Origin of the sequence: Ruegeria atlantica, from assembly GCF_013033965.1 — a bacterium.
Taxonomy (GTDB): domain Bacteria; phylum Pseudomonadota; class Alphaproteobacteria; order Rhodobacterales; family Rhodobacteraceae; genus Ruegeria; species Ruegeria atlantica_D.
Genome location: NZ_WQFE01000001.1, coordinates 247,103 through 270,178, shown reverse-complemented (window position 1 = coordinate 270,178; position 23,076 = coordinate 247,103). Strand labels below are relative to the sequence as shown.

Annotated in this window: 22 protein-coding genes; 14 read left to right on the top strand and 8 right to left on the bottom strand. The window is 57.4% G+C overall.

Annotation, left to right across the window (positions count from 1 at the left end):
* Window positions 1-170: 170 nt before the first annotated feature.
* The 3 genes from GOW16_RS01355 (at window position 171) to GOW16_RS01345 (ending at window position 2,789) form a co-directional block, all read left to right on the top strand.
* Window positions 171-1,703: an acyl-CoA carboxylase subunit beta gene (locus tag GOW16_RS01355; protein ID WP_170409508.1), complete on the top strand. Its 1,533-nt coding sequence runs from the start codon at window positions 171-173 to the stop codon at window positions 1,701-1,703.
* A 224-nt stretch (window positions 1,704-1,927) separates the two neighbouring features.
* Complete coding sequence (locus GOW16_RS01350) at window positions 1,928-2,299, top strand: DUF6497 family protein (RefSeq protein ID WP_302478037.1); 372 nt, start codon at window positions 1,928-1,930, stop codon at window positions 2,297-2,299.
* A gap of 136 nt (window positions 2,300-2,435) precedes the next feature.
* Window positions 2,436-2,789, top strand: coding sequence for a hypothetical protein (locus GOW16_RS01345; protein WP_170409506.1), 354 nt, complete (start codon window positions 2,436-2,438; stop codon window positions 2,787-2,789).
* Between the two features lie 86 nt (window positions 2,790-2,875).
* Here GOW16_RS01345 and GOW16_RS01340 read toward each other — a convergent pair whose 3' ends face one another.
* Window positions 2,876-4,027, bottom strand: coding sequence for a DcaP family trimeric outer membrane transporter (locus GOW16_RS01340; protein WP_170409504.1), 1,152 nt, complete (start codon window positions 4,025-4,027; stop codon window positions 2,876-2,878).
* Window positions 4,028-4,677: 650 nt separating this feature from the next.
* Between GOW16_RS01340 and GOW16_RS01335 the strand changes: the two genes are divergently transcribed.
* Window positions 4,678-4,881: a hypothetical protein gene (locus GOW16_RS01335; RefSeq protein WP_170409501.1), complete on the top strand. Its 204-nt coding sequence runs from the start codon at window positions 4,678-4,680 to the stop codon at window positions 4,879-4,881.
* 117 nt (window positions 4,882-4,998) lie between these two features.
* A complete protein-coding gene (locus tag GOW16_RS01330) occupies window positions 4,999-7,044 on the top strand; it encodes an acetyl-CoA carboxylase biotin carboxylase subunit (protein ID WP_170409499.1) in 2,046 nt (681 codons plus the stop codon).
* Between the two features lie 76 nt (window positions 7,045-7,120).
* On the opposite strand, the gene GOW16_RS01325 is transcribed toward GOW16_RS01330, so the two are convergent.
* Window positions 7,121-7,567 carry a DUF4174 domain-containing protein gene (locus tag GOW16_RS01325; RefSeq protein WP_170409497.1) on the bottom strand — a complete coding sequence of 149 codons (447 nt, stop codon included), beginning with the start codon at window positions 7,565-7,567 and terminating at the stop codon, window positions 7,121-7,123.
* A 168-nt stretch (window positions 7,568-7,735) separates the two neighbouring features.
* Here GOW16_RS01325 and scpA point away from each other — a divergent pair, with 168 nt between their 5' ends.
* The 6 genes from scpA to GOW16_RS01295 all read left to right on the top strand — a co-directional run bounded on the left by scpA (window position 7,736) and on the right by GOW16_RS01295 (window position 13,191).
* Window positions 7,736-9,862: a methylmalonyl-CoA mutase gene (gene scpA, locus GOW16_RS01320; RefSeq protein WP_170409495.1), complete on the top strand. Its 2,127-nt coding sequence runs from the start codon at window positions 7,736-7,738 to the stop codon at window positions 9,860-9,862.
* Window positions 9,863-9,966: 104 nt separating this feature from the next.
* A complete protein-coding gene (locus GOW16_RS01315) occupies window positions 9,967-10,569 on the top strand; it encodes a VOC family protein (RefSeq protein WP_170409493.1) in 603 nt (200 codons plus the stop codon).
* Window positions 10,566-11,090 carry a GNAT family N-acetyltransferase gene (locus GOW16_RS01310; protein WP_170409491.1) on the top strand — a complete coding sequence of 175 codons (525 nt, stop codon included), beginning with the start codon at window positions 10,566-10,568 and terminating at the stop codon, window positions 11,088-11,090. The genes GOW16_RS01315 and GOW16_RS01310 overlap by 4 nt, the downstream gene beginning before the upstream one ends.
* 9 nt (window positions 11,091-11,099) lie before the next feature.
* Complete coding sequence (locus GOW16_RS01305) at window positions 11,100-11,780, top strand: molecular chaperone DjiA (protein WP_170409488.1); 681 nt, start codon at window positions 11,100-11,102, stop codon at window positions 11,778-11,780.
* A 3-nt stretch (window positions 11,781-11,783) separates the two neighbouring features.
* Window positions 11,784-12,779 (top strand): endonuclease/exonuclease/phosphatase family protein, encoded by a 996-nt coding sequence (locus GOW16_RS01300; RefSeq protein WP_170409486.1) that lies wholly within the window; start codon window positions 11,784-11,786, stop codon window positions 12,777-12,779.
* A 37-nt stretch (window positions 12,780-12,816) separates the two neighbouring features.
* Window positions 12,817-13,191 carry a hypothetical protein gene (locus GOW16_RS01295; protein WP_170409484.1) on the top strand — a complete coding sequence of 125 codons (375 nt, stop codon included), beginning with the start codon at window positions 12,817-12,819 and terminating at the stop codon, window positions 13,189-13,191.
* 3 nt (window positions 13,192-13,194) lie between these two features.
* Here the strand turns inward: GOW16_RS01295 and GOW16_RS01290 are convergent, their stop codons facing one another.
* The 5 genes from GOW16_RS01290 to GOW16_RS01270 all read right to left on the bottom strand — a co-directional run bounded on the left by GOW16_RS01290 (window position 13,195) and on the right by GOW16_RS01270 (window position 18,982).
* Window positions 13,195-14,739, bottom strand: a complete 1,545-nt coding sequence (locus tag GOW16_RS01290; RefSeq protein ID WP_170409482.1) for a Ppx/GppA family phosphatase — start codon at window positions 14,737-14,739, stop codon at window positions 13,195-13,197.
* 49 nt (window positions 14,740-14,788) lie between these two features.
* A complete protein-coding gene (locus tag GOW16_RS01285; protein ID WP_170409480.1) occupies window positions 14,789-15,478 on the bottom strand; it encodes an HdaA/DnaA family protein in 690 nt (229 codons plus the stop codon).
* Between the two features lies 1 nt (window position 15,479).
* A complete protein-coding gene (locus GOW16_RS01280) occupies window positions 15,480-16,553 on the bottom strand; it encodes an AI-2E family transporter (RefSeq protein WP_170409478.1) in 1,074 nt (357 codons plus the stop codon).
* A 90-nt stretch (window positions 16,554-16,643) separates the two neighbouring features.
* Window positions 16,644-17,618, bottom strand: coding sequence for an isopenicillin N synthase family dioxygenase (locus GOW16_RS01275; protein WP_170409476.1), 975 nt, complete (start codon window positions 17,616-17,618; stop codon window positions 16,644-16,646).
* Window positions 17,618-18,982 (bottom strand): FAD-dependent oxidoreductase, encoded by a 1,365-nt coding sequence (locus tag GOW16_RS01270; protein ID WP_170409474.1) that lies wholly within the window; start codon window positions 18,980-18,982, stop codon window positions 17,618-17,620. The genes GOW16_RS01275 and GOW16_RS01270 overlap by 1 nt, the downstream gene beginning before the upstream one ends.
* A 169-nt stretch (window positions 18,983-19,151) precedes the next feature.
* On the opposite strand from GOW16_RS01270, the gene proS reads away from it, so the two are divergent.
* Window positions 19,152-20,492: a proline--tRNA ligase gene (gene proS, locus GOW16_RS01265; RefSeq protein ID WP_170410510.1), complete on the top strand. Its 1,341-nt coding sequence runs from the start codon at window positions 19,152-19,154 to the stop codon at window positions 20,490-20,492.
* A complete protein-coding gene (locus GOW16_RS01260; RefSeq protein WP_170409472.1) occupies window positions 20,476-21,369 on the top strand; it encodes a glycosyltransferase family 2 protein in 894 nt (297 codons plus the stop codon). Before proS ends, GOW16_RS01260 begins: the two co-directional genes overlap by 17 nt.
* Here GOW16_RS01260 and GOW16_RS01255 read toward each other — a convergent pair.
* Entirely contained in the window at window positions 21,366-21,725 is a 360-nt protein-coding gene (locus GOW16_RS01255; protein WP_170409470.1) for a hypothetical protein, read from the bottom strand. The two genes, GOW16_RS01260 and GOW16_RS01255, sit on opposite strands and share 4 nt — an antisense overlap.
* A gap of 340 nt (window positions 21,726-22,065) precedes the next feature.
* On the opposite strand from GOW16_RS01255, the gene GOW16_RS01250 reads away from it, so the two are divergent.
* Complete coding sequence (locus GOW16_RS01250) at window positions 22,066-23,049, top strand: DUF6492 family protein (protein WP_170409468.1); 984 nt, start codon at window positions 22,066-22,068, stop codon at window positions 23,047-23,049.
* The last annotated feature ends 27 nt before the right edge of the window (window positions 23,050-23,076 follow it).

The window sequence follows — 23,076 nt, the reverse complement described above, 5'->3', positions numbered from 1 at the left end:
AGTCACCGCGTATGGGAATGCCATCCATCTTGCGTTTTGAGAGTTAAAATTAGCAAGTTTACAATATTCACATGATTAGTTGGCAATAGTTTGCAAATTTGCCGAATGGCGCTTTGGTCTTTGGGTGTCAGCGTATAATGTCCCGCCAGATTTTACAGGGGATCATCGTTATGAAAGACATCCTTTCCGAACTTGAAGACCGTCGCGACAACGCGCGGCTGGGTGGCGGACAAAAGCGCATCGACGCGCAACACTCGCGCGGCAAGCTGACTGCGCGCGAACGGATTGAGCTGCTTCTGGATGAGGGCAGCTTTGAAGAATTCGACATGTTTGTCAGCCACCGGTGCACCGATTTCGGGATGGAAAATCAAAAGCCTGCGGGTGATGGTGTGGTCACCGGCTGGGGTACGATCAACGGTCGCATGGTTTACGTGTTCAGTCAGGACTTTACCGTCTTTGGCGGCTCACTGTCGGAAACCCATGCGCAGAAGATCTGCAAGATCATGGACATGGCCGTTCAGAACGGCGCGCCTGTAATTGGGATTAACGATTCGGGTGGTGCGCGAATTCAGGAAGGTGTGGCGTCGCTGGCGGGTTATGCCGAGGTGTTCCAGCGCAACATTATGGCATCAGGCGTGGTGCCGCAGATCAGCGTGATCATGGGCCCCTGTGCTGGCGGCGCGGTCTACAGCCCGGCAATGACCGACTTTATCTTCATGGTCAAAGATACGTCGTACATGTTTGTGACCGGCCCGGATGTGGTGAAGACGGTTACAAACGAAGTCGTTACTGCAGAGGAGTTGGGTGGCGCGTCGACCCACACCAAGAAATCCTCGGTTGCTGATGGAGCGTTTGAGAACGACGTTGAGGCGCTGGCCGAAGTGCGCCGTCTCGTTGATTTCCTGCCGCTCAACAACCGCGAAAAGCCACCGGTACGCCCGTTCTTTGACGAACCCGACCGTCTGGAAACCTCGTTGGACACGTTGATCCCCGACAATCCTAATACGCCGTACGACATGAAAGAACTCATCACCAAAGTGGCGGATGAGGGTGATTTCTATGAGATTCAGGAAGACTACGCCAAGAACATCATCACCGGCTTCATCCGGCTTGAAGGACAGACAGTGGGCGTAGTGGCCAATCAGCCGATGGTTCTGGCCGGTTGTCTGGACATCGACAGCTCGCGTAAGGCTGCGCGATTTGTGCGGTTCTGTGATTGCTTTGAAATTCCGATCCTGACGCTGGTGGATGTGCCGGGCTTCCTGCCAGGGACATCGCAGGAGTACGGCGGGGTGATCAAGCACGGCGCCAAGCTGTTGTTTGCCTACGGTGAAGCCACAGTGCCAAAAGTTACCGTCATCACCCGTAAGGCTTACGGTGGTGCCTATGATGTTATGGCGTCTAAGCACCTGCGCGGTGACTTCAACTATGCTTGGCCTACAGCGGAAATCGCGGTGATGGGCGCGAAGGGCGCGACCGAAATCATCCACCGTGCCGATCTGGGCGATGCCGAGAAGATCGCACAGCACACGCAGGACTATGAGGACAGGTTCGCGAACCCGTTCGTCGCGGCTGAGCGTGGCTTTATCGACGAGGTGATCATGCCGCAATCGACCCGCCGTCGCGTATCGCGCGCGTTCGCCAGCTTGCGCAACAAGCAACTGAAAAACCCCTGGAAAAAGCACGACAACATTCCTCTTTAAGAAAACACGCCAAAAAATCTGCCCGACCAAGATGGCTTGGACGAGGTTTCGGACAGCCGGTCAGGGCAGATCACTTGGGCGCAAAATTGACTTTGAGGCCACAACTGCTAATGAGTTGCCCTAACAGACATAGAACAGCGCGGGCCGAAAGCCAGGCGCGCGCGATCCCGGAGAGAGGAGCTCGCCTGCGGCGAGTCCGGGATCGCGCCTTAGCTGTTGCGCTGTTGTGTTGTGCCCCTCCAGTATCGGCCGATACCGAAAATCTGTTGTCCGTTCCATCCGGGCAGCCCGTGCACCTGAGTGACGTTTTGTTGGACAGCAACCCTGGCGAGCTTTGGGTGCGGTTTCGCTTTATTGCCCCAAGGATCGGCTCGGACGTTGGCCGAATTGGCTACGATGTCGCCTCGGTCGATATGGAGCATCTGTGTCAGACACTTGCAGTTACCTATGTGGCCAAATACGAGCTGGAACCAGCCCGAGTGGTCATTTCTCTGTCAGATCGGCCCATCGAATTCGGTCGTACATCCCCTGACGCCACTCAATTCTTTGAAGCCTACCGGCTGGAACAGTCCCGGTGTATCTGGGAAGGGCTTTGACCATGAATCCTGCCATTCATCCCGTCAGGGCATTTCTGAACAGCTACGCGGCTTTGGAGGTGCGCACCATGACATCATCCTGTGACGGATGCAGAGATCTGATCTCGATAACCACTTGTGCAACTGAGGTGGAAACATGCTGAAACATCGCGGATTTCCCGGGCGCCTGCCTGGCACGGACTTTCAGTTCACCATTCGTCGGGCCAACCCCAAGGGCGTGACGCCGCTGACCCGCCGCGAACGGTTCCGGGATCGCAAACCCGCGGACAAGCGCGCGGATGCGGCCTTTATGGAAGCTTTGTGGGCGCATTTTGGAGACCAGCCATTTGAACGGGGCAATCTGGATGCGGGCCGACTGAGCTGGTTGTTCGAACGCGAAGTTATTCCGGCCGAAGATCCGTTCGATCCCGCCAGTTATGACGCGCTTTTGGTGATTGATCCGAATGCGTTGCGGATTTCTTTCCCCGAGATTTTCGACGGGGTGCGCTGATCGTGCAAGCCGCCGTCGCACATAACGTGTTAGGGCGTTCCCGCCCTGAAACCCTGCCCGTTTCGGGGCAGGGTCGATATGTGCGGTCAAAAGTTCAGCTGCGCCGCCAATTGAATCCGGTCGCTGTCAAAGGTGCGTCCGGTCGGCGCGTCGTTGCGCTCGCCATAGAAGTATTCGGCGCTAAAGGTCAGATTGTCGGTCGCTTTGTAAAAAGCGTTCACGTGGATCGTTTCAATTTCGGTAAAGGACAGGGTCCCGGTCGAGGTCGGCAGGTCGTAGTTCTCTTGCCCGTAGGCGATGCCGACGTTCCATTTGGCGCCGAGGTCCTGACGGAATTCCACGGTAAATCCATCCACGTCATTGGCCTGTCCGTTGACGATGGCGTCACCGGCAGCGATCAGGTAGGGGCCAAGCGCCTCTCCATCAACGTAGTTGACCTGAAAAAGCCCGCCTTCCCAGGGTCGGATGCCGGCCGAAAGGGTAAAGCCCGTCTGGTCAACCTCGACCGCGCCGGACTGTGCTTTTCCGTACAAGGCCGAGGCGCGACCGATGTAAGTGCCGTTATTGTATTCGATGGATCCGGTCAGGACGGGATCATCCGAGTTCGAGCCACCAACATTTTCTTCGATCGAAAACGCAAAGGTTGTATTGGACCCAAGCGTGTTTGTGTAACGCACCTGAGGGACACGGGCGAAAGGAATGCCCACGGGGCCGTTGAATTCGACGGTCGTCGGGTAAGTGTCCAACGGCTGGAAGTTTGTCCAGTACTGACCGATCAACCAATTGTCTCCGATGCGAATATTTGCGTGGCGCAGGCGGAATTCGGCATTGCCGCCGGACGCAAACAAATCGACCTCCAACTGGCCCGAGATATCGCCGATGGCAGAAGGCGTGTTGGTCCGAAGTCCGATCCGCGATTGGCGCACAGTGGCCCCAAAGCTGCCGCTGGTGGCGTTTGCCGGCTCGCCAATTCGGGTCGCATCGGCAAGGTCGCCCAATTCAAAGTCGGTATCGAAGAAGAAATCAGCCTTAACGTAGCCGTAAACATCAAGCGCGGTGTTTCCGATTCGAAGGTCACCGGTACCCGCACCGGGTTTTCCGGCCTCCAGGGCTTCGACGCGGGCGCGCAGGGCATCAAGTTCCGCCTGCGTCTGGGCATCTTGGGCAAAAGCAGCCGTGCCGGACATGCCGAGCGCGGATACGGCAAGCAGCAATGCCGTTTTTCTCTTTGCAATCATGTGGATGTTTCCTTGTGTGCGAGTGTGCACGGGCACCGTTCCACGCAAGGGAACTTGAGGGAAATCACGAGAACGGGATGTAAAGCGCCTGATTTCTCAAGGAATTGTGCGGGATTTGGCGGCCTTTTTCACCCAATGGTGAACAGATCTGTTAACCTTATGATTTTGAGAGCGGATTTTCTGGCGTCCTTTTCTGTGATCCGTGATGTTGCAAGCGCAGAAACAGTTCTTTTGGTGAAGAAAAGTAACAGCAACGTGACGGCGTTACTGTTATCCCCAGCAACCGGAACAGTGCCCAACCTCGGCGCGATTCTGCGCGCAAGTTCGCCCAATGGGCGATTTCCAGCCGGAATCCCATCCGGAAACAATACTTTGTTTACGTCGTCGATTGTGCCGAGCAACCTGATCAAGCCGTGCGGCTCTACTTTGCCTGCGTCGCACATGCACCTACTATTCCGTACCCCTTCCTTCCGCGGGCAGGCTTGTGAAGTTCACAAAGTCCTGTCCGCGTTTTTCTTTGCGCAACAACCATGCGTAGAGCGGCACAAACTTGCGCAAAATCCAGCTCAGGACCGCTTGTTATTGAATAACAAGGCCGAAAACCGACATTTGCCCCCGAACGCATCCAGAATCCAAAAGGGGCAGAAATCATGCGAATCTCGAATCTCGTTCTTGCGATGGCGACCTGTGCAGGCCTTGCCGCCTGCGGCGACACAACGGGTGAACAAGCGCTGCTTGGCGGTGGCGCAGGTGCGGTCGGAGCGGCTGTTGTCAGCGCCGATCCGCTGTTCGGGGCAGTTGTCGGCGCGGCCGGCAACGTCCTGTACTGCAAGACACAGAACAACTGTAGGTAATACCGGGTTTTCCGGGGCACGCGTCGCCCCGACCGTCATCGCGCATCACGCCGTCGTGGGGATTGTTCCCCGCGGCGGCGTTTTGCGTTCTCAGAACACCAAGACAAAGGACGTTCCATGTTTAACAAGATCCTGATCGCCAACCGGGGCGAGATCGCCTGCCGGGTCATCAAGACTGCCCGCAAGATGGGTATCGGCACCGTCGCCATTTATTCGGACGCAGATAAGAACGCCCTGCATGTGTCGATGGCGGATGAGGCGGTGCATATCGGACCGCCGCCTGCGAACCAGTCCTATATCGTGATCGACAAGGTCATGGACGCCATCCGCCAAAGCGGGGCGCAGGCTGTTCACCCCGGTTACGGCTTTCTGTCGGAAAACTCCAAATTTGCCGAGGCGCTTGAGGCCGAAGGCGTGGCCTTTGTTGGGCCCCCTGTCGGTGCGATTGAAAGCATGGGTGACAAGATCACCTCGAAGAAGATCGCTCAGGAGGCGGGTGTTTCTACCGTTCCCGGTTACATGGGCCTGATCGAAGACGCCAATGAGGCCGTCAAGATTTCCAACGAAATCGGCTATCCGGTCATGATCAAGGCCAGCGCTGGCGGCGGCGGTAAGGGCATGCGGATCGCGTGGAATGACGAAGAAGCGCGCGAGGGGTTCCAGTCGTCCAAGAACGAGGCGGCAAACTCGTTCGGTGATGACCGTATCTTTATTGAAAAATTCGTGACCCAGCCACGGCACATCGAAATTCAGGTTTTGTGCGACAGTCACGGCAACGGAATCTATCTGGGTGAACGTGAATGCTCGATCCAACGTCGGAACCAGAAGGTGGTCGAAGAAGCGCCGTCGCCGTTCTTGGACGAAGCGACCCGTAAGGCGATGGGCGAACAGGCGGTGGCTCTGGCCAAGGCCGTGAACTATGCCAGCGCCGGCACGGTTGAGTTCATCGTTGATGGCGAAAAGAACTTCTACTTCCTGGAAATGAACACGCGTCTGCAGGTCGAACATCCGGTCACCGAACTGATCACCGGCGTTGACCTTGTCGAGCAGATGATCCGCGTCGCAGCGGGTGAAAAGCTGACGATCACGCAAGATGACGTGACCCTGACCGGCTGGGCCATTGAAAACCGCTTGTATGCTGAAGATCCGTATCGCGGCTTCCTGCCGTCGATCGGACGTCTGACGCGCTATCGTCCGCCGCAGGAAATCGCATCCGGTCCGCTGTTGCTGAACGGTAAATGGCAAGGCGAAGCGCCTGAGGGCCAAGCAGCTGTGCGTAACGATACCGGCGTCTATGAGGGCGGCGAGATCAGTATGTACTATGACCCGATGATCGCCAAGCTGTGTACCTGGGCCCCGACCCGTGAGGCAGCAATCGAAGCGATGCGCGTGGCGCTGGACAGTTTTGAGGTCGAAGGCATTGGCCACAACCTACCGTTCCTGTCGGCGGTGATGGATCACCCTAAATTCGTCAGCGGCGACATGACCACGGCCTTTATCGCTGAGGAATATCCCGATGGGTTCGAAGGCGTTGAACTGCCCGAGGCCGACTTGCGCCGCATCGCTGCGTCCTGTGCCGCGATGCATCGCGTTGCCGAGATTCGCCGCACCCGCGTTTCTGGCCGGATGGACAATCATGAACGCAAGGTCGGTTCTGATTGGGTCGTCACCTTGCAAGGGCAGGAATATGCAGTTGAGATTGATGCGGATCGCGATGGGGCAACCGTGACATTCTCGGACGATACGACCATGCGGGTCACTTCGGATTGGACACCCGGAGATCAACTGGCGGTTCTGGACGTCGATGGCAGCCCGCTGGTTCTGAAGGTCGGTAAAATCTCGGGCGGGTTCCGAATTCGCAACCGGGGCGCGGATCTCAAGGTCCATGTCCGTACTACGCGTCAGGCCGAGCTGGCCCGTATGATGCCCGAAAAGCTGCCGCCCGATACCTCGAAATTGTTGCTTTGCCCGATGCCGGGCCTGATCGTGAAGATCAACGTCGAAGTGGGACAGGAGGTTCAGGAAGGTCAGGCCCTGTGTACCGTCGAGGCGATGAAGATGGAAAACATCCTGCGCGCTGAGAAGAAGGGTGTTGTCGCGAAGATCAATGCTGGCCCCGGCGACAACCTCGCCGTGGACGACGTGATCATCGAGTTCGAGTGATCATGAATTTGCGCTCGCCATATCACCAAAGTTTCCCGGCGTATCACGTCGGGGGGCTTGGGCGTGGCGCGGGCGTTCAGCCGCCTTCGCGTCGTTCTCGGATTTCGCGTTCGCGCAGGGGCGTCTTGTCGATGGAACGGCCAATTTCGCGCACGCTCCACGGAGATGGTTTGCGCAGTTTGACAACACCGTCCTTGTCGACGAACACCATCTGGAACCCGCGCGGTCGCAATTGCGACCGGATCGGGGACTTGGCCGACGGATCTGTATCGGTCAGCACGACGACATCGCGATCCCGCATGGCAGCCTCGCCTTCGACCAGCATGTCGATCTGCTGCTGGAACCTTGGATCGGCGGGGGTATCCGCAAATACGACGATTGGTCGGTTGACCCACAAGAATTCGCTGAGTTCGCTGTCCCCCGTCGGGCGGACGAACTCGTCCTCAGCGGGCGCAGCCCCGTCTGCGGCCATCGCGGCCAGCGGGAATAGTGCCGATAAAACAAGGGCAAGCGTTCGTGTCATGGGGCCTCCTGTTCGTTTGAATATAGCCCCTGCGCCGGTGAATGCGACCGGCGAAATGCACACAAGCTTCAAAATATCGCGTTCGCACGCGTCGCAGCGGACGGCATGGAACGTCAAAACGCGCAGGTGCAGCCTGTTCGCGACTCGAATTGAGAAAAGGAAATCGCAATGACCGATACGAAAGACTGGCAGGCGCTGGCCGAGAAAGAGCTGCGCGGACGCCCGTTGGACGACCTGACGAAAGAGACTTTGGAAGGTATCGACGTCAAGCCACTCTATACTCAGGAAGACACGGCTGAGTTGCAGCATATGGGATCGCTGCCTGGGTTCGGTCCATTTACACGCGGTGTGAAGGCCACAATGTATGCCGGGCGTCCGTGGACGATCCGCCAATATGCAGGGTTTTCGACCGCTGAGGAATCAAACGCGTTTTACCGCCGCAACCTGGCGGCTGGCCAGCAGGGTGTCTCAGTTGCCTTCGATCTGGCGACGCACCGTGGGTATGACAGCGACCACCCGCGTGTCGTCGGTGACGTCGGCAAAGCCGGTGTAGCCATCGACAGCGTCGAAGACATGAAAATCCTGTTCGACGGCATCCCGCTGGACAAGGTCTCGGTCTCGATGACCATGAACGGCGCGGTGATCCCGATTCTGGCGAGCTTCATCGTGGCAGGCGAAGAACAGGGGCACGACAAATCTGTCCTGTCCGGCACCATTCAGAATGACATTCTGAAGGAATTCATGGTGCGCAACACCTATATCTATCCGCCCGAACCTTCGATGAAGATCATCTCGGACATCATTGAATTCACATCAAATGAGATGCCGAAATTCAACTCGATCTCGATCTCGGGCTATCACATGCAAGAGGCCGGGGCGAACCTTGTACAGGAACTGGCCTATACGCTGGCGGATGGTCGCGAGTATGTGCGGGCTGCAACTCAGGCCGGGATGGACGTGGACAAGTTCGCGGGACGTCTGTCGTTCTTCTTCGCCATCGGTATGAACTTCTTCATGGAGATCGCCAAGCTGCGGGCCGCCCGCACGCTTTGGCACCGGGTGATGACTGATTTTGGTGCGAAATCCGAACGGTCAAAGATGCTGCGCACCCACTGTCAAACCTCGGGTGTCAGCTTGCAGGAACAGGATCCCTACAACAACGTGATCCGCACCGCCTACGAGGCGATGAGCGCGGTTCTGGGCGGCACCCAGTCGCTGCACACCAACGCGTTGGACGAGGCGATTGCGCTGCCGACCGACTTCTCGGCCCGCATCGCGCGTAACACTCAGCTGGTTCTGCAAGAGGAAACCGGCGTGACCGATGTGGTCGATCCGCTGGCCGGTTCGTATTACATCGAAAGCCTGACCAATGAGCTGATCGAAAAAGCCTGGGCCTTGATGGAAGAGGTCGAGGAAATGGGCGGCATGACCAAGGCCGTCGCCAGCGGAATGCCCAAGCTGCGCATCGAAGAAAGCGCAGCCCGCCGTCAGGCCATGATCGACCGGGGTGATGAGGTGATCGTCGGTGTCAACAAGTACCGCAAGGAACAAGAAGACCCGATCGACATTCTGGATGTCGACAACGTCGCCGTTCGTGAAGCTCAGGTCGCGCGTCTGGAACGTATCCGTGCGACGCGCGATGAAGGCGCATGCCAACAGGCACTGGATGCGCTGACTAAGACCGCCCGTGAGGGTGGAAACCTGCTGGCCGCCGCCGTCGAGGCCGCCCGCGCCCGTGCATCGGTAGGAGAGATCAGCATGGCAATGGAGAAAGAGTTCGGCCGTCACCGCGCCGAGGTAAAAACGCTGGCCGGTGTCTATGGCGCGGCCTACGAAGGCGACGAAGGTTTTGCTGCGATCCAGAAATCCATTGAAGAGTTTGCTGAGGCCGAAGGCCGCCGCCCCCGTTTGCTGGTGGTCAAGATGGGGCAGGACGGCCATGACCGCGGTGCCAAGGTGATCGCAACCGCCTTTGCGGATATCGGATTTGACGTGGATGTCGGCCCGCTGTTCCAAACTCCGGCAGAGGCCGCGCAAGATGCGGTGGACAATGACGTGCATGTTATTGGCATCTCTTCGCAGGCGGCGGGTCACAAGACACTAGCACCGCAGCTGGTCGAGGAACTCAAGAAAGCTGGGGCTGAGGACATTATCGTCATCTGCGGCGGTGTGATCCCGCAGCAGGATTATCAGTTCCTTTACGACCATGGCGTCAAAGCCATCTTTGGCCCAGGCACCAATATCCCAGAAGCAGCGCAGGACATCCTGCGCCTGATCAGCGAAGCAAAAGGCTGAGGCACCAAAAGATTTTCGTCGAAAAATCTTGTGATCCACGGCCTTTGAAGAAAACATGCGACCAGATCCGATTGGGTCTGGTCGTTTTTCATAGGAGGCACCGCGTGTTACTTGATCATCTGGCCGTTGCGGGCGAAACGCTCGAAGAAGCGTCCACCCATGTCGAACAGGCATTGGGAGTACCGCTGCAGGATGGCGGGAGGCACGAAAAATTCGGCACGTACAATCGTCTGTTGGGATTGCGAGATGGCCTGTACCTCGAAGCTATCGCGATCGACCCACAGGCACCGAACCCGCAAAGAACAAGGTGGTTCGATCTGGACCGGTTCAAAGGATCACCCCGTCTGACCAACTGGATTTGCCGGGTGCCGGACATTTCAGCCTCCCTTTCCGTTTTCCCCGATGGCGTCGGGCATCCGATTGACCTAGCCCGCGGCGCGTTGAGCTGGCAAATGGCGGTTCCGCCAAACGGGCGTCTGCCCTTCGACAATCTGTTCCCGGCGCTTATTCAGTGGCACGGAGACTTGCACCCCGCGCGGATGTTGCAGGATAGCGGCTGCCGCTTGAACCGCCTTGTGGTCTTTCATCCTGAAGCGCTGGAACTTGCCAGGCTGTTGGGCGAAATGGACACCGTGGTTTTTGATACAGGCCCGGCTGCATTACGGGCAGAGTTCGAAACACCGCATGGCAAGCGCGTGTTGGAATGAAAATCAGGCCGGCCAAAACTGAGGATGCTGAAGCGATTGCCGTAATCACCAACGCTATCATCCGCGACACGCTTGTTACCTTCACAACCGAAGAACGCGGCACGGACGGCATCGCCCGTGACATCCAAGCGCGCGGCCCGGCTTACCTTGTGGCCGAACAGAGTGGTCAGGTTCTTGGGTTTGCCACTTACGGCCCGTTTCGATCCGGTCCGGGATATGCGCAGTGCTGCGAGCTGACGGTCCAACTGGCCCCCGAGGCGCGCGGCCAGGGTGTGGGGCGAGCATTGATATTGAGCCTTGAGACTGCCGCCCGGGCTGAGGGAATACATGTGCTGGTGGCAGGGATTTCGTCGGCCAATCCGGCGGCGATTTCCTTTCACGCAGCCTTGGGTTTCTCTGAAGTTGGTCGCATGCCCGAGGTTGGGTGCAAGTGGGGGAAACGTCTGGACCTTGTGCTGATGCAGAAGATTCTTGCCGCAGACGGTTTGGTTGCACCTGACAGTCGCGATTTGGGGCGCTAGGGTGCGCTCATGTCGATCTGGACCCGCATATCAGATGCGCTGAGCGCGCTTGCCCAGGGTGAAAGCCTTACCGCAGTCTTTGAAAAGCTGCGCTCGCCACCCGAACGGTCGGTGGCCTTCACCATCGCTGTGATCGCACTGGGCGCAAAAATGGCCAAGGCGGATGGCCAGGTGACCCGGGACGAGGTCACGGCGTTTCGCGACGTATTCCAGATTGCCCGCGATGATGAAGAAGGCGCGGCACGTGTGTTCAACATGGCCCGTACAGATGTCGCAGGTTATCAGGATTACGCCCGCAAGATCGCGCGCATGTTTTCCGAGGATAGCGCCACACTGTGCGACCTGATGGAGGGGCTGTTCCACATCGCCATGGCGGACGGGTTCTATCATCCCAACGAAAACGAGTTTCTGGAAGAGGTCAGCCAGATTTTCGGCCAGACCGATGCGCAGTTCATGGCGTTGCGTGCCCGGTTTGTGCCTGATGCGCCCAATGATCCTTACACGGTTCTTGGAGTGCCGCGGGACATGCCGTTGCCCGATATTCGCAAGGTCTGGCGACAGCTTGTGCGCGAAACGCATCCCGATGCGATGCTGGCGCGTGGAGTTCCCGAAGAGGCCGTACGTCTGGCCGAGAAGAAGATGATAGACATCAACCGCGCCTGGGACGAAATCAACGGCGCGCAGGCCTGAGGCATGCGCCTCGCGACTTATAACATCGAATGGTTCGCCAATCTGCTTGATCTTCATGATGAACTGATCGCCGATGACAGTTGGTCGGGTCGCTATGATGTCACCAAAGCACAGCAGATCGAGGCTATCGCCAAGGTTCTGACGGCGATCGATGCGGATGCTGTGCTGGTTGTCGAAGCCCCAAACACAGGGAAATCTCAGAACACGGTCCGCGCGCTACAAAACTTTGCCGAGGCGTTCGATTTGCGCACCAGCGAAGCCGTGATGGGATTTGCCAACGATACGCACCAAGAACTGGCCTTGTTGTATGACCCGCGCGTTCTGAGGGTGCGACATGATCCAATAGACGGAGGCCAGCGAGCCCCGCGTTTCGATCAGGTTTTTCACATCGACCTCGATATCGATGCAACCGAGGATCAGGTGCAGTTTTCCAAGCCGCCTATGGAACTGGCGGTTGAATCCAAGGCAGGCGGACAGTTTCGTCTTATCGGCGCCCATCTGAAGTCAAAAGCGCCTCATGGGGCGGAAACCCGGGATGAGGCTATCCGCATCTCTATTGCCAATCGCCGGAAGCAGCTGGCGCAGGCCATATGGCTGGGCAGACGTATCAAGGCACATCTGGCGGTTGATGAGCAGGTAATCTTGCTGGGTGATCTGAATGACGGGCCCGGACTGGACGAATTCGAAAACCTGTTCGGCCGTTCATCTGTTGAAATCCTGCTTCAATCCGGGGTTTTCGACCCACATGCAGATGCAGCTTTCAGGTGCGAACCTGGCGATGGCCCATCGACAGCGCGCTTCTTTCGACCTGATAATGGCGGGTATCTTGAGGCTTTGCTGGACTATATAATGATTAGCGACGGGTTAAGGGATCGCCGCCCGGATTGGCGTATCTGGCATCCGTATCACGATCCGGCCTGCCGAGATGCGGGCGACCTGCAAGAGGCGTTGCTCACCGCGTCCGACCATTTCCCTGTCACTCTGGATATCGAGCTGTGACCTTCCAACCGTGTTTCAGTTGCCCTATATTTGAGGTATGAAACGTCTCATTCCCATTTGCGTGCTGACCGTCATTATGGCCGTACCGGCAACTGCCGAAGAAGAGGGGAGCAAATCCCTGATGGAACAAGGGGCAGAGCTGTTCTTTGAAGGCCTGCGCCAGGAGATGGAGCCTGCATTGGATGAGCTGTTGGGCCTTGCCGAACAGTTTGGCCCGGCGATGCAGTCCTTTATTGCGGAAATGGGTCCCGCTCTGGCCGAGTTGGCTGATGAGATTGAAGATTGGAGCGCTTATGAAGCGCCCGAGATCCTACCCAACGGCGATATCATAATCCGCAAGAAGCCGCCGCAGGATCCCGACACTCAGCCAGAACTGCCTGAAGGCGCGCCAGAGGGCGAAACAGAGATTTGATATCTAGTTCCGGATGACGACGCGGGTTTCGGACTTCAACGCACTACCTAGTGATTTCAGCCGCGCTTCAGCCACTTCGTTGAACAAGGGGCGTGCAGCAGTGGGCAGGAACAGGTCTAACTGTTGTTTCTTAGGGTAGAACTTCAAAGTTGCCATTGGTGCATCATTCTGCATCCACAGCATGGCCCCAAACCGCATGGCCTTGCCCAAAATCTCGGCCTGTTTCTGGTCTTTCTCGTCCAGCAACTCGTATAGCGGGGTGAACCGGTTGCCCTCGCGCTTGTTGCGATAGCGATGTTGCAGGGCCAGCCCGATAAAGACTCGTTCCGAATGTTTCAATCCACCCAGATTTGCGCGCGTGACGTTATCAAAGCAGACCTCTGCCCGATAGTCGGGATGCGCGCGCCAGCTGACATCGTGCAAAAGACAGGCCGCCTTAACCAGACGAATGCGTGCTGCCGGGGCTGACTTAAACAGTGGCATGACGAAATCGAGCAGGTGCTTTCCGAAACCGGGCAGGCGGGCGTCTTTGGCTTCGGAAAAACGGCACGCTTCGATCAACGGATCGCGGTCCCGCAGGTTCTGCGGCATTTGTTCGTACAACAGGCCCTCGCGAATGCCATAACTAGAGATGGCAATATCCTTGGGTTTGAACGTCCGGATCAACCGCGCCAGAACATCCATCGCGTAAGGGATCAGAGACATCCGGGATCCCGATACGCCGGCCTTGCTGCGCAATTTTTCCGGGTCACCCTTTTCAATGAACTTTATGGTCTCGCGCACCTGTTTGGTGGTCATACGATACTCATGCAGTACGTTCAGAGGGTACCCTCGACGCAGCATATCAAGGCGTGCGAAGGCCCGCCAACTGCCGCCAACAAGGAACAATCGGTCACGTTGCGGCCCCAACTGGTCGCGCAGATCCTCCATCGTTGCCTTGATGTGCGCCTTGCGCGCCCGGCGCCCACCCTTGATGTCCCGCAGTTTCAGTGGCCCCAGCGCCGAGGTTACGCGCCGTCCAACGTCACCATCGCCAATCTCGGCCAGTTCCATCGAAGAACCGCCGATGTCGCAAATCAGGCCGTATGCACCCGGCCAGCCCAGTAACACGCCTTGTGCGGAAAGACGGGCCTCTTCCTCGCCATTAATGACCGATACGGTCAGGCCGGTTTCGGCTTTGACTTCATCGCAGAATTCGGGGCCGTCCTTCGCCTCGCGAACCGCAGCCGTGGCGACGACATGCAGGCCCGGCAGGCCCAGATCGTCGGACAGCCGGGCAAACCGGCGCAACGCGGCCAACGCACGTTTACGTCCAAGTGGGTTGAGGCGCCCGGTGTCGGACAGGCCCGCGCCCAATTCGCACATCACCTTTTCGTTGTAGAAATAGGCCGGTGAGCGCGCCGCGCCGTCAAAGATCACCATCCGTACTGAGTTTGATCCGACATCAACCACACCCACACGCGACAGAGCTCGGGCTTGGGGGTCGTCAAAGAGAGGTTTTCCGAACGGGCCCCAGTCAGGGATTTCGGTAACGACGGTCTGATCCATGTCTCTTCCAGATATTCCGCGTGCAGAATGCGAGATGACCGGGTGCGGGTCAATTGCCAGATTGGATATCATCCAAATCTGCGCTCAAAACACGCACCGCCAAGGTGCGGGTAATGTCGCGTTTTTCCGATAGCGCAAGCTGATCAAGTTGCGCCACGACGCTTGCCGCTGTTTCAAAGCGACGGTCCATGTGCTTGACCAGGTAGGCGATGACATCGGGGCTGGGGTTCAACTGCCGATCCACGAACAACTTGGCCAGAACCGCGCCCAGCAGGGCGTCATCCGGGGGATCAAGCGCCACGTGATGTGCGCCCTCGATCCGGCTTTGCAGATCCGGCAAAGGCAGTTGCCAGAAATTGGGTGCCAGCCGTCCCGTCATGAGAAGCGCGTTGCCTTCCGCCAGCACAAGGTTGTGCAGGTGAAACAGTGTCTTTTGCAGTTCGGGGTCATCCGTTATCATCGGAACGTCTTCTACCGCGACAGGCGCTCGGGCCAGATCCGGCACGTCTTCGTGTCGCAGTTTCGTGGCCTGAATGATCCGCCCACCGGTTTCCGCCGCCCAGACATGCGCCAGATGGGTTTTGCCAGCACCCGCAGGGCCACTGAGTATCAATTTATTGCCCGGCCAGGACGTGGCCGAGATCATAGCAACCGCAAGTGCATTCGCCGGAGAGACAAAGAAATCCTCACGCCCCAGCGCAGTTTTGGCCGGAAGATCAAAACTCAGTTGAAGGGCCATCTTACGAATCTTCCTGATCCGCGCTTTCAAGGCCGGTATACAGGCGGCTGCCCAGATAGACCGATGTTGCGTACCGCGCGAGCACGCCCAGTGCGGCAGCAACGGGAACGGCGATCAGCATGCCGACAAAGCCGAACAAGGCACCGAATACGGATAACGCCAGCAGCAGCCACACAGGGTGCAGACCCACCGAGTTGCCTACCAGTTTTGGCGTCAGGAAATTGCCCTCGGTCACCTGACCCAGCGCAAAGATACCGGCGACCAGACCGATTTGCGTCCAATCCCCCCAGAACTGAAACAGCGCCAATCCAATAGCTAGCGAACCACCGATCAGAGCACCGAGATAGGGAATGAACGTAACCAGACCGGCAATAAAGCCCACGATTAGCCCGAACTGCAAGCCAACAGCCATCAGTGCTACGGCATAGTAGGTGCCAAGGATCAGGCAGACGGTCCCCATGCCCCGTACAAACGACGCCAGAACACTGTCGATATCCCCGGCCAGGCGCTTGATGGTGGGGGCGTGGTCCCGCGGCAGCAGATCTCCGATGCGGGCGATCATGCGGTCCCAGTCCAGCAGCATGTAGACCGTCACAACCGGGACGATGACCAGAAGAACGACAACGTTAATTGCCGAGCCCAAAGAAGCAGCAACGGTTTGCAGCACATCTCCGGTCTTGGATTTCAGGGTTTCGCCCATAGAGACAAGGAATTGATGAGTGCTTGATTCCGTGTCCAGCAATGACGGAAACTGTTGTTCAATAAACCCGCGCAGTTGTCTGAACAGGCTGGGCATGACTTCGACCAATTCAATCAACTGTGTGATCAGCGCAGGCACGACCATCAGGATCATCAAGGCAAAACTGAGAATGCCAACAACTGTAATGATCCCGGTTGCCGCCATGCGCGACAGGCCTAACCGCTCGAGGCGGTCGGCGACAGGATCAAGGAAATAGGCGATCGCTCCGCCAATCACGAACGGCAGCAACACATCGCCAAGTGCCCATAAAAAAAGGATAAAAATTGCGGCGGCTATGCCCCAATATCTGAGTTGATCCTTTACCGGCAAAGCCATGTTTGTCCCCTTGTTCTTGGCTCTTACTGGTGTAATTGGCGTAAGCGGCCCCGCGATGCAAGCGGTTCATGCGTGGGGAGTTTTCGGGGATCAGGAGCGAAGCGTCCCAAGCTCGGGTGTATCGGCGGTGGCGGCTTCATCGGGCCAGTTGGTGCGCCAGATTTCGGCGGACCAATGCCCGCAATGAACAGATGGTCGATCAAAGCCGGGCAGGGGCGGCAGTAGAGGTTCAACGACCACGTCATGACGCGGAACTGCAAAATATGGGAAAGAATAGCGTTCTTTGCCAGATTTATTGACCACCCGATGCGGGGTCGATTTAAGCCGACCGCCGGACCAAAGCTCAAGCATATCGCCGATGTTCACGATACAGCCGTCGGACGGACAGTCCGGAGTGATCCAGCCGCCATCGCGGGTTTGGACCTCTAACCCGCCTACCGGGTCGTGGGCTATGATGGTCAAGGCATCTGTGTCTTTGTGGGGGTGAATGCCAAATCCTTCTTCATCCAGAGCCTGCGGCGGATAGTGCAGCAACGTCATGTTTGTCATGGGGGTCTCGAAGGCATCCTTCAGGGCATTCGGCTTCAAACCCAGACCCAGCTCAAGCGCGCCAAGCAGCACCTCAGCTACGTTGTCCAACTGTGACCAATACTCCAATATGACGTCCCGGGCGCCCAGTACCTCAGCTGGCCAGAGATTTGGGCCATAAAGTGCGCAGTCGTCGCGAACCGGGTGATCCCTGGAAACTTCGAAATGCAGCTTGTAGCCTTCGTACTTGTCTGCCTTGCCCGAGCCATCATTGGGCGTGAAGAAACCCATAGGGATGTAACCGCGATAGTTGTCGCGTGTGATCGCCTGATCCCACTTGCTCTGCTCATCAATAGCAAAGATTTCACGCGCCGTGGCGCGGACCCGATCAACGGTGTCAGGCGAAACACCCGTACCTGTAATCGACAAGAACCCAATGTCGGTGCAGGCATCCAATATTCGCTGAACAGTTGCGCCACGATCCGGATGGGAGGCGTCTTTCAGCGGAGAGATGTCGATTGTCGGGATTGATTGCATCAGTGGATCCTCACGCCTTGCCGGTCCAGTTCTGCGTGAACCGGGGCAAGGTTCATCTCGTGCAGGTCCTGATTGCTTTTCAGCGACAAGGCCGCAGCAACCCCCGCACCCTGACCCATGACCGCACAACAGGCCATGTTTCGGGTCGCGGCGTGGGCCACCTTGTCCGCTCCGTGCGAACGGCCCGCGACCAGCAGGCCCTTGATGCCTTTGGGCAGCATCGAGCGATAGGGCACTTGCATATACCGCCCCGTCGTCGGCAGGATCAGTATGCCATATCCGTCGATGAATTCGGGGTAGATACCGATTGTATCCTCGAACCGGCCCTGATGGCGGGCGTCGTCCTCGGTCATATTGTAAACCGCGTCGATCTTGCGGGTGTCACGAATACCGATGGTCATGCCAAAATTCCGCAGACGTGCATTTTCGCATCCGGGCATGAATCTGCGCAGGGCTTCGATGGCGAGCATCGACTGACGGCGGCCCTCGATCTCTCCCTTGGTTAAACTGTCGGGGTCCGTGCCATCGATCTCGGCCAGATGGATGAGGTTCATGTAAGTCAGCTCACCCGTGTCATGCATCGCGCCCCAGGTTCCGGCAATCGTGTTCAGGTGCGACGGGATCAGCCCCTCATCAATCGCTTGCTGGAACGGTTTGTGCACGAAGGGTGAGAACATGTCGTCCTCCTTACCGCTCGTTTCGATGTTCCATTCACCGCCGCCGCCCCAATCCTTGTAGGTCTGCGGATCGGATTTGACGCCCTCCATAAAGGCGCGCTTGTCGACACCGGCCAGATGGAACATGACAGAGGCTGCCATCATGTCTTCGCGGGCGGTTTTGTGGGTCGGCGCACCGGCGCGGTGAGCCACATCCGCGTCGCCCGTGGCGTCGATCACCACCTTAGCCAGGATCGCCTCGCGCCCCGCTTTGGATTCGGTGATTATCCCGGTGATCCGGTCGCCTTCCATGATCGGAGCGACGAACTGCCGGTGCAGCATAGGATGCACGCCTGCCTCTTCGACTAGTTTGTCGGCGACAAGCTTGAAGCCCTCACTATCCAGCTCATAGCTTAGCGACTGGCTCTCCGGAACTGCGGCGCCCATATCCTTGGCACGAGCTTCGAACTCCATACCAATTCCGCCGGCCTCGACTGTCTGCTCATGGCGATACCAGGCGAACCCTTCGACCCCTACGGCCGTGATATTGCCGCCCATACAGCCGAAGCGGTCAACAATCGACACGTCGACCCCGGTGCGGGCCGCGGCCAGTGCTGCGGCCAACCCTGCCGGACCTGACCCGACCACAAGAACGTCTGTCTGATGAACAACCGGTATTTGGCGAGCCGGTTCCTGAATGGTCTGCATGGGTGCCCCTTGGATCTAACTTTTCAGTCACAATCAAAGAGCCTGACTGGGTGGTCAATCAAAAAACCGACTGGTCCGAGGTCGCAAAATCGCCAATGGCCGATTGCCCCCACCGGGGCATTGGCATATGCACCTTTTAATGTCCGAATTCACCTTTAAAGGTTCAACAATGCGCCTCAGCCGTTACTTTCTGCCCGTTCTCAAGGAAAACCCCGCCGAGGCTCAGATCGTCAGCCACCGGCTGATGCTGCGCGCCGGGATGATCAAGCAAGCTTCTGCCGGTATCTATTCCTGGCTGCCGCTGGGCTTCAAGGTTCTGCGCAAGCTGGAAAACATCATTCATGAGGAACAGGCGCGCGCTGGCCATATCGCGATCCAGATGCCGATCATCCAGTCGGCGGACCTGTGGCGCGAATCCGGGCGGTATGATGACTACGGTCAGGAAATGCTACGTATGAAGGACCGGCATGACCGGGATATGCTGTTCACGCCGACCGCCGAAGAACTGGTCACCGATATCTTCCGCGGCCATGTCAGCAGCTACAAGGATCTGCCGCTGACGCTGTACCAGATCCAGTGGAAATTCCGCGACGAAATCCGCCCTCGATTCGGCGTGATGCGCGGACGCGAGTTTTACATGAAGGACGGCTACAATTTCGATCTGACTAAAGAAGACGCGCTGCACGCCTATAACCGCCATTTGGTCACTTATCTGCGCACGTACGAGCGCATGGGCCTGCAAGCCATCCCGATGCGCGCCGATTCCGGTCCTATCGGTGGCGACAACACGCATGAATTCCTTGTGCTGGCCGATACTGGTGAATCGGAAGTGTTCTATGACAGCGCCGTCACCGACCTGACCTTTGGGGACCGTCAGATTGACTATGACAGCCGCGAACAGTGTCAGGCGATCCTCGAAGAGTTTACCTCGAAATACGCCCGCACCGATGAAACCCACGACGAGGCGCTGTTCAATCAAGTCCCTGAAGAGCGTCGCCGCGTCGCGCGCGGGATTGAGGTTGGTCAGATCTTCTACTTCGGAACCAAGTATTCCGAGGCGATGGGCGCGACTGTACAAGGCCCCGATGGCAAGCCGACGCCTGTTCATATGGGCAGCCACGGAATCGGCGTCAGTCGTCTGGTCGGCGCGATCATCGAAGCCAGCCATGACGACAAGGGCATCATCTGGCCCGAGGGCGTCACACCGTTCCATTGTGGTATCGTGAACCTGAAACAGGGCGATGACGAGGCCGACGCCGCCTGTGACAAGATCTACGGCGCGCTGACTGCACTGGGACTGGACCCATTATATGATGACCGCAAGGAGCGGGCAGGCGGCAAGTTTGCCACTATGGACCTGATCGGACTGCCCTGGCGCATCACAGTGGGGCCGCGTGGCCTGAAAAATGGTGTGGTTGAACTGACCTGCCGCCGTACCGGCGAAAGCGAAGAGCTGTCCCCCGAAGCCGCCGTTACCAAGATCGCCGAGATTTATGAGCACATCGCCTGACAACGCTGATGCGCCGCTGATTTCGGTCATTACCGCGACCTTTAATCTGCTATCGCAAGGACGGCAGGACAGCTTTCGCGAGGTGATCGGATGCATGGTGCGTCAGGGCTGTGACAGAGCCGAACATATCATCCAGGATGGGTCGTCGACTGATGGAACAGTCGAATTCCTGCAAGAACTGACTGCGGACGCGCCGCGCACTCGGCTGTTCAGCGAACCGGACACTGGTTTGTATGACGCGATGAACAAAGGCGCGCGGGCGGCGCGTGGGGATTATCTGTTGTTCCTAAACTCGGACGACTCACTGGCGTCCGACGACATTCTCAACTTGGTCGCCGACCAGCTAGAGATATCGCGACCAGATTTTCTGTTTGGGTCCACCCTGCGTCGGTTCGAGGATGGCTCGGAATCCTGCGAAAAACGAATGTCGCTGACAGCGATCCTGCAACGGATGCCGTTCTGCCATAACTCGGTGCTGATAAAGCGGGATGTGTTTTTGGTGTTGGGCGGGCACGACACCCAATTCAGCGTCGCTGCCGATTATGACCTGATACTGCGCCTTTTGACCGAAGGATATCAGGGCGCGCGCATTGACGATCCGATTTCCATGTTCTGGGGCAGGGGCGTCACAAGCGATGATGACGCCACTGCCGAAGACTACGCCCGTGTCTGGCTGAATTACTACGACGGTTTCAAGGCCGCCCAAAGCCTGACACAACGCGATTTCGTCAGGTTTTACCAACGCGGTCACATGCCCGCAGCACTTATCCTCGAACGAATGTTAAAGCCCGGAACGTCGGACGCCATCAAAGCTGCCGCGCGCCACAGTCTGTGGAAAACCACACGCCGATCTGTTCAGTTCTGGCGCAGTTTTTAAGCGCGCCCCACAGTCGGTCGAGCGGTCAGAACGTCTCCGTCTGCCTCCTGGCCGCGTGCTACAACGATCGGACGGCCCAGCCGTCGCACCAGATCTCTGAACTCAAGGCCCAGAAAGCGCAGACCGCAAATCCGGTCTCCGGTGGTTTGATCGGTAATGCACATCCGTCCATCCCGAAAGACCAGGCGATATCCCTTGTCGTTCAGAATGTCGGTCAGACCTGCCCAGCTTGCGGCGCTGGCAAAGATCGGAAGGATCGTTGCACGCAGAAGAACCGCGGATTCACAATCCAGTTCTGTTGATGTTTGTCGGACCGAAATTACGTCCGGTTGTTCAGTTTCAATTCGAATACTCATGAGCGACCCCCGCTCTAAAAAATGTATTCCCCCACAATCAGGGTGACAAAGTTTCTAAAAATAAGCAAAACGCGAAATAAAGTTGCGTCTAAAATGTTGCATTTTGAGTTCAGTTTGCCTCGCCATGCTCACATTGACTTCATACCTGAAACAATGGCGGGCTGTCTGTGAAGAGTGTCACAACCGGTGGGGTATTTAGGCAAGAACTGATCTCCTTAAGTTCGAGTGGCCCTTTGGCTGATAACATGAGTGATTCGCGAATTCGTGTCCTTGTGAGTGAATTTGACCGCGTGGAAATAGCTGATAAACGGTGCAAAACGATGAAAGGGCCCGCGCTTTGTTGAGTTTCGCGACCGTCGTGTATTCCAAGGACTTTCCACTGCTAGAGCTTCAGGCGCTTTCTTTTGCCCGTTTTGTCGATCCGGACATAGTTTCGTCGATCCACGTGATTATGAATGACAGTGACGAAGATTCGCTCAGGGCAAAAATCGAACCCCTCTTGGCTTCATATGGTCCGCTGCGATCCAAGGTTCAGGTCCTGGGCGGCGACGAACTGTTGTTGCAGCCCGGCCAATATGCGCGACGGCCTTTGGTAGATCGCATCTTGATCGAAAACCGCTTTCGTATCCCTGGCATTCGCAGGCAGGGGTGGCGTGGGGCTAACGGGTATCGCAGTCAGCAATTCCTGAAATTGGGCGCCGCGCGCGTTGCGTCATCGGAAAACATGGTGATCATGGACACCAAGAATATCTTTCTGCGCAGCTTTGATCCGGCCGAGTTTTTTGCTGACAGTGGGGCGGCAAGGATCGCCTTTATGGCCATCCAAAGCGATTTTCACCGCAAATGGCTGACCGAAAGCCTTGATGCATTAGGTGCGTCGGGTATTGACCTCAAGGGATTAAGGACCACGACGTTTGCCACCCCTTTTGCGATGCGCCGGTCCCTTGCATTGGCGCTGCTGGACGAGATCAACGAACGGTACGGTTCGGTTCAGGGGCTGTTCGGATCGCGCCGGCGACCGTCCGAGTTCATGCTGTTGAACGCATATTGTCTGAAATCATCCGATGGCTATGCGCCGTGGTTCGAGGACCGGGCGCAATGCAACATTGGGCTTTGGCCGTCGTATTCGCCAGAGACACTGGCGTCGCAGCTGGCCATGCTTGATGATCCCTCTGCTTTGACGCTGGGCCTGCACAATCGTGCTTTGTCACTATTGCCTGACAACCTTCGGGACCTTGTGTTTTCCGAGTTGGAAAGCAGGGGCGTTTGCGACCGATCGCGCGCTGAAAAGGTGCTAAACCGCGCGGCAACGCTGACCGGCTGACAACCGGCTTGACCATCCGGTGAAATG

Excerpts from the sequence above, each read along its gene's own strand:
- GOW16_RS01355 (WP_170409508.1), top strand. The coding sequence starts at position 171 with ATGAAAGACATCCTTTCCGAACTTGAAGACCGTCGCGACAACGCGCGG.
- GOW16_RS01345 (WP_170409506.1), top strand. The coding sequence starts at position 2,436 with ATGCTGAAACATCGCGGATTTCCCGGGCGCCTGCCTGGCACGGACTTT.
- GOW16_RS01340 (WP_170409504.1), bottom strand. The coding sequence starts at position 4,027 with ATGATTGCAAAGAGAAAAACGGCATTGCTGCTTGCCGTATCCGCGCTC.
- GOW16_RS01335 (WP_170409501.1), top strand. The coding sequence starts at position 4,678 with ATGCGAATCTCGAATCTCGTTCTTGCGATGGCGACCTGTGCAGGCCTT.
- GOW16_RS01330 (WP_170409499.1), top strand. The coding sequence starts at position 4,999 with ATGTTTAACAAGATCCTGATCGCCAACCGGGGCGAGATCGCCTGCCGG.
- GOW16_RS01325 (WP_170409497.1), bottom strand. The coding sequence starts at position 7,567 with ATGACACGAACGCTTGCCCTTGTTTTATCGGCACTATTCCCGCTGGCC.
- scpA (WP_170409495.1), top strand. The coding sequence starts at position 7,736 with ATGACCGATACGAAAGACTGGCAGGCGCTGGCCGAGAAAGAGCTGCGC.
- GOW16_RS01310 (WP_170409491.1), top strand. The coding sequence starts at position 10,566 with ATGAAAATCAGGCCGGCCAAAACTGAGGATGCTGAAGCGATTGCCGTA.
- GOW16_RS01305 (WP_170409488.1), top strand. The coding sequence starts at position 11,100 with ATGTCGATCTGGACCCGCATATCAGATGCGCTGAGCGCGCTTGCCCAG.
- GOW16_RS01300 (WP_170409486.1), top strand. The coding sequence starts at position 11,784 with ATGCGCCTCGCGACTTATAACATCGAATGGTTCGCCAATCTGCTTGAT.
- GOW16_RS01295 (WP_170409484.1), top strand. The coding sequence starts at position 12,817 with ATGAAACGTCTCATTCCCATTTGCGTGCTGACCGTCATTATGGCCGTA.
- GOW16_RS01290 (WP_170409482.1), bottom strand. The coding sequence starts at position 14,739 with ATGGATCAGACCGTCGTTACCGAAATCCCTGACTGGGGCCCGTTCGGA.
- GOW16_RS01285 (WP_170409480.1), bottom strand. The coding sequence starts at position 15,478 with ATGGCCCTTCAACTGAGTTTTGATCTTCCGGCCAAAACTGCGCTGGGG.
- GOW16_RS01280 (WP_170409478.1), bottom strand. The coding sequence starts at position 16,553 with ATGGCTTTGCCGGTAAAGGATCAACTCAGATATTGGGGCATAGCCGCC.
- GOW16_RS01275 (WP_170409476.1), bottom strand. The coding sequence starts at position 17,618 with ATGCAATCAATCCCGACAATCGACATCTCTCCGCTGAAAGACGCCTCC.
- GOW16_RS01270 (WP_170409474.1), bottom strand. The coding sequence starts at position 18,982 with ATGCAGACCATTCAGGAACCGGCTCGCCAAATACCGGTTGTTCATCAG.
- proS (WP_170410510.1), top strand. The coding sequence starts at position 19,152 with ATGCGCCTCAGCCGTTACTTTCTGCCCGTTCTCAAGGAAAACCCCGCC.
- GOW16_RS01260 (WP_170409472.1), top strand. The coding sequence starts at position 20,476 with ATGAGCACATCGCCTGACAACGCTGATGCGCCGCTGATTTCGGTCATT.
- GOW16_RS01255 (WP_170409470.1), bottom strand. The coding sequence starts at position 21,725 with ATGAGTATTCGAATTGAAACTGAACAACCGGACGTAATTTCGGTCCGA.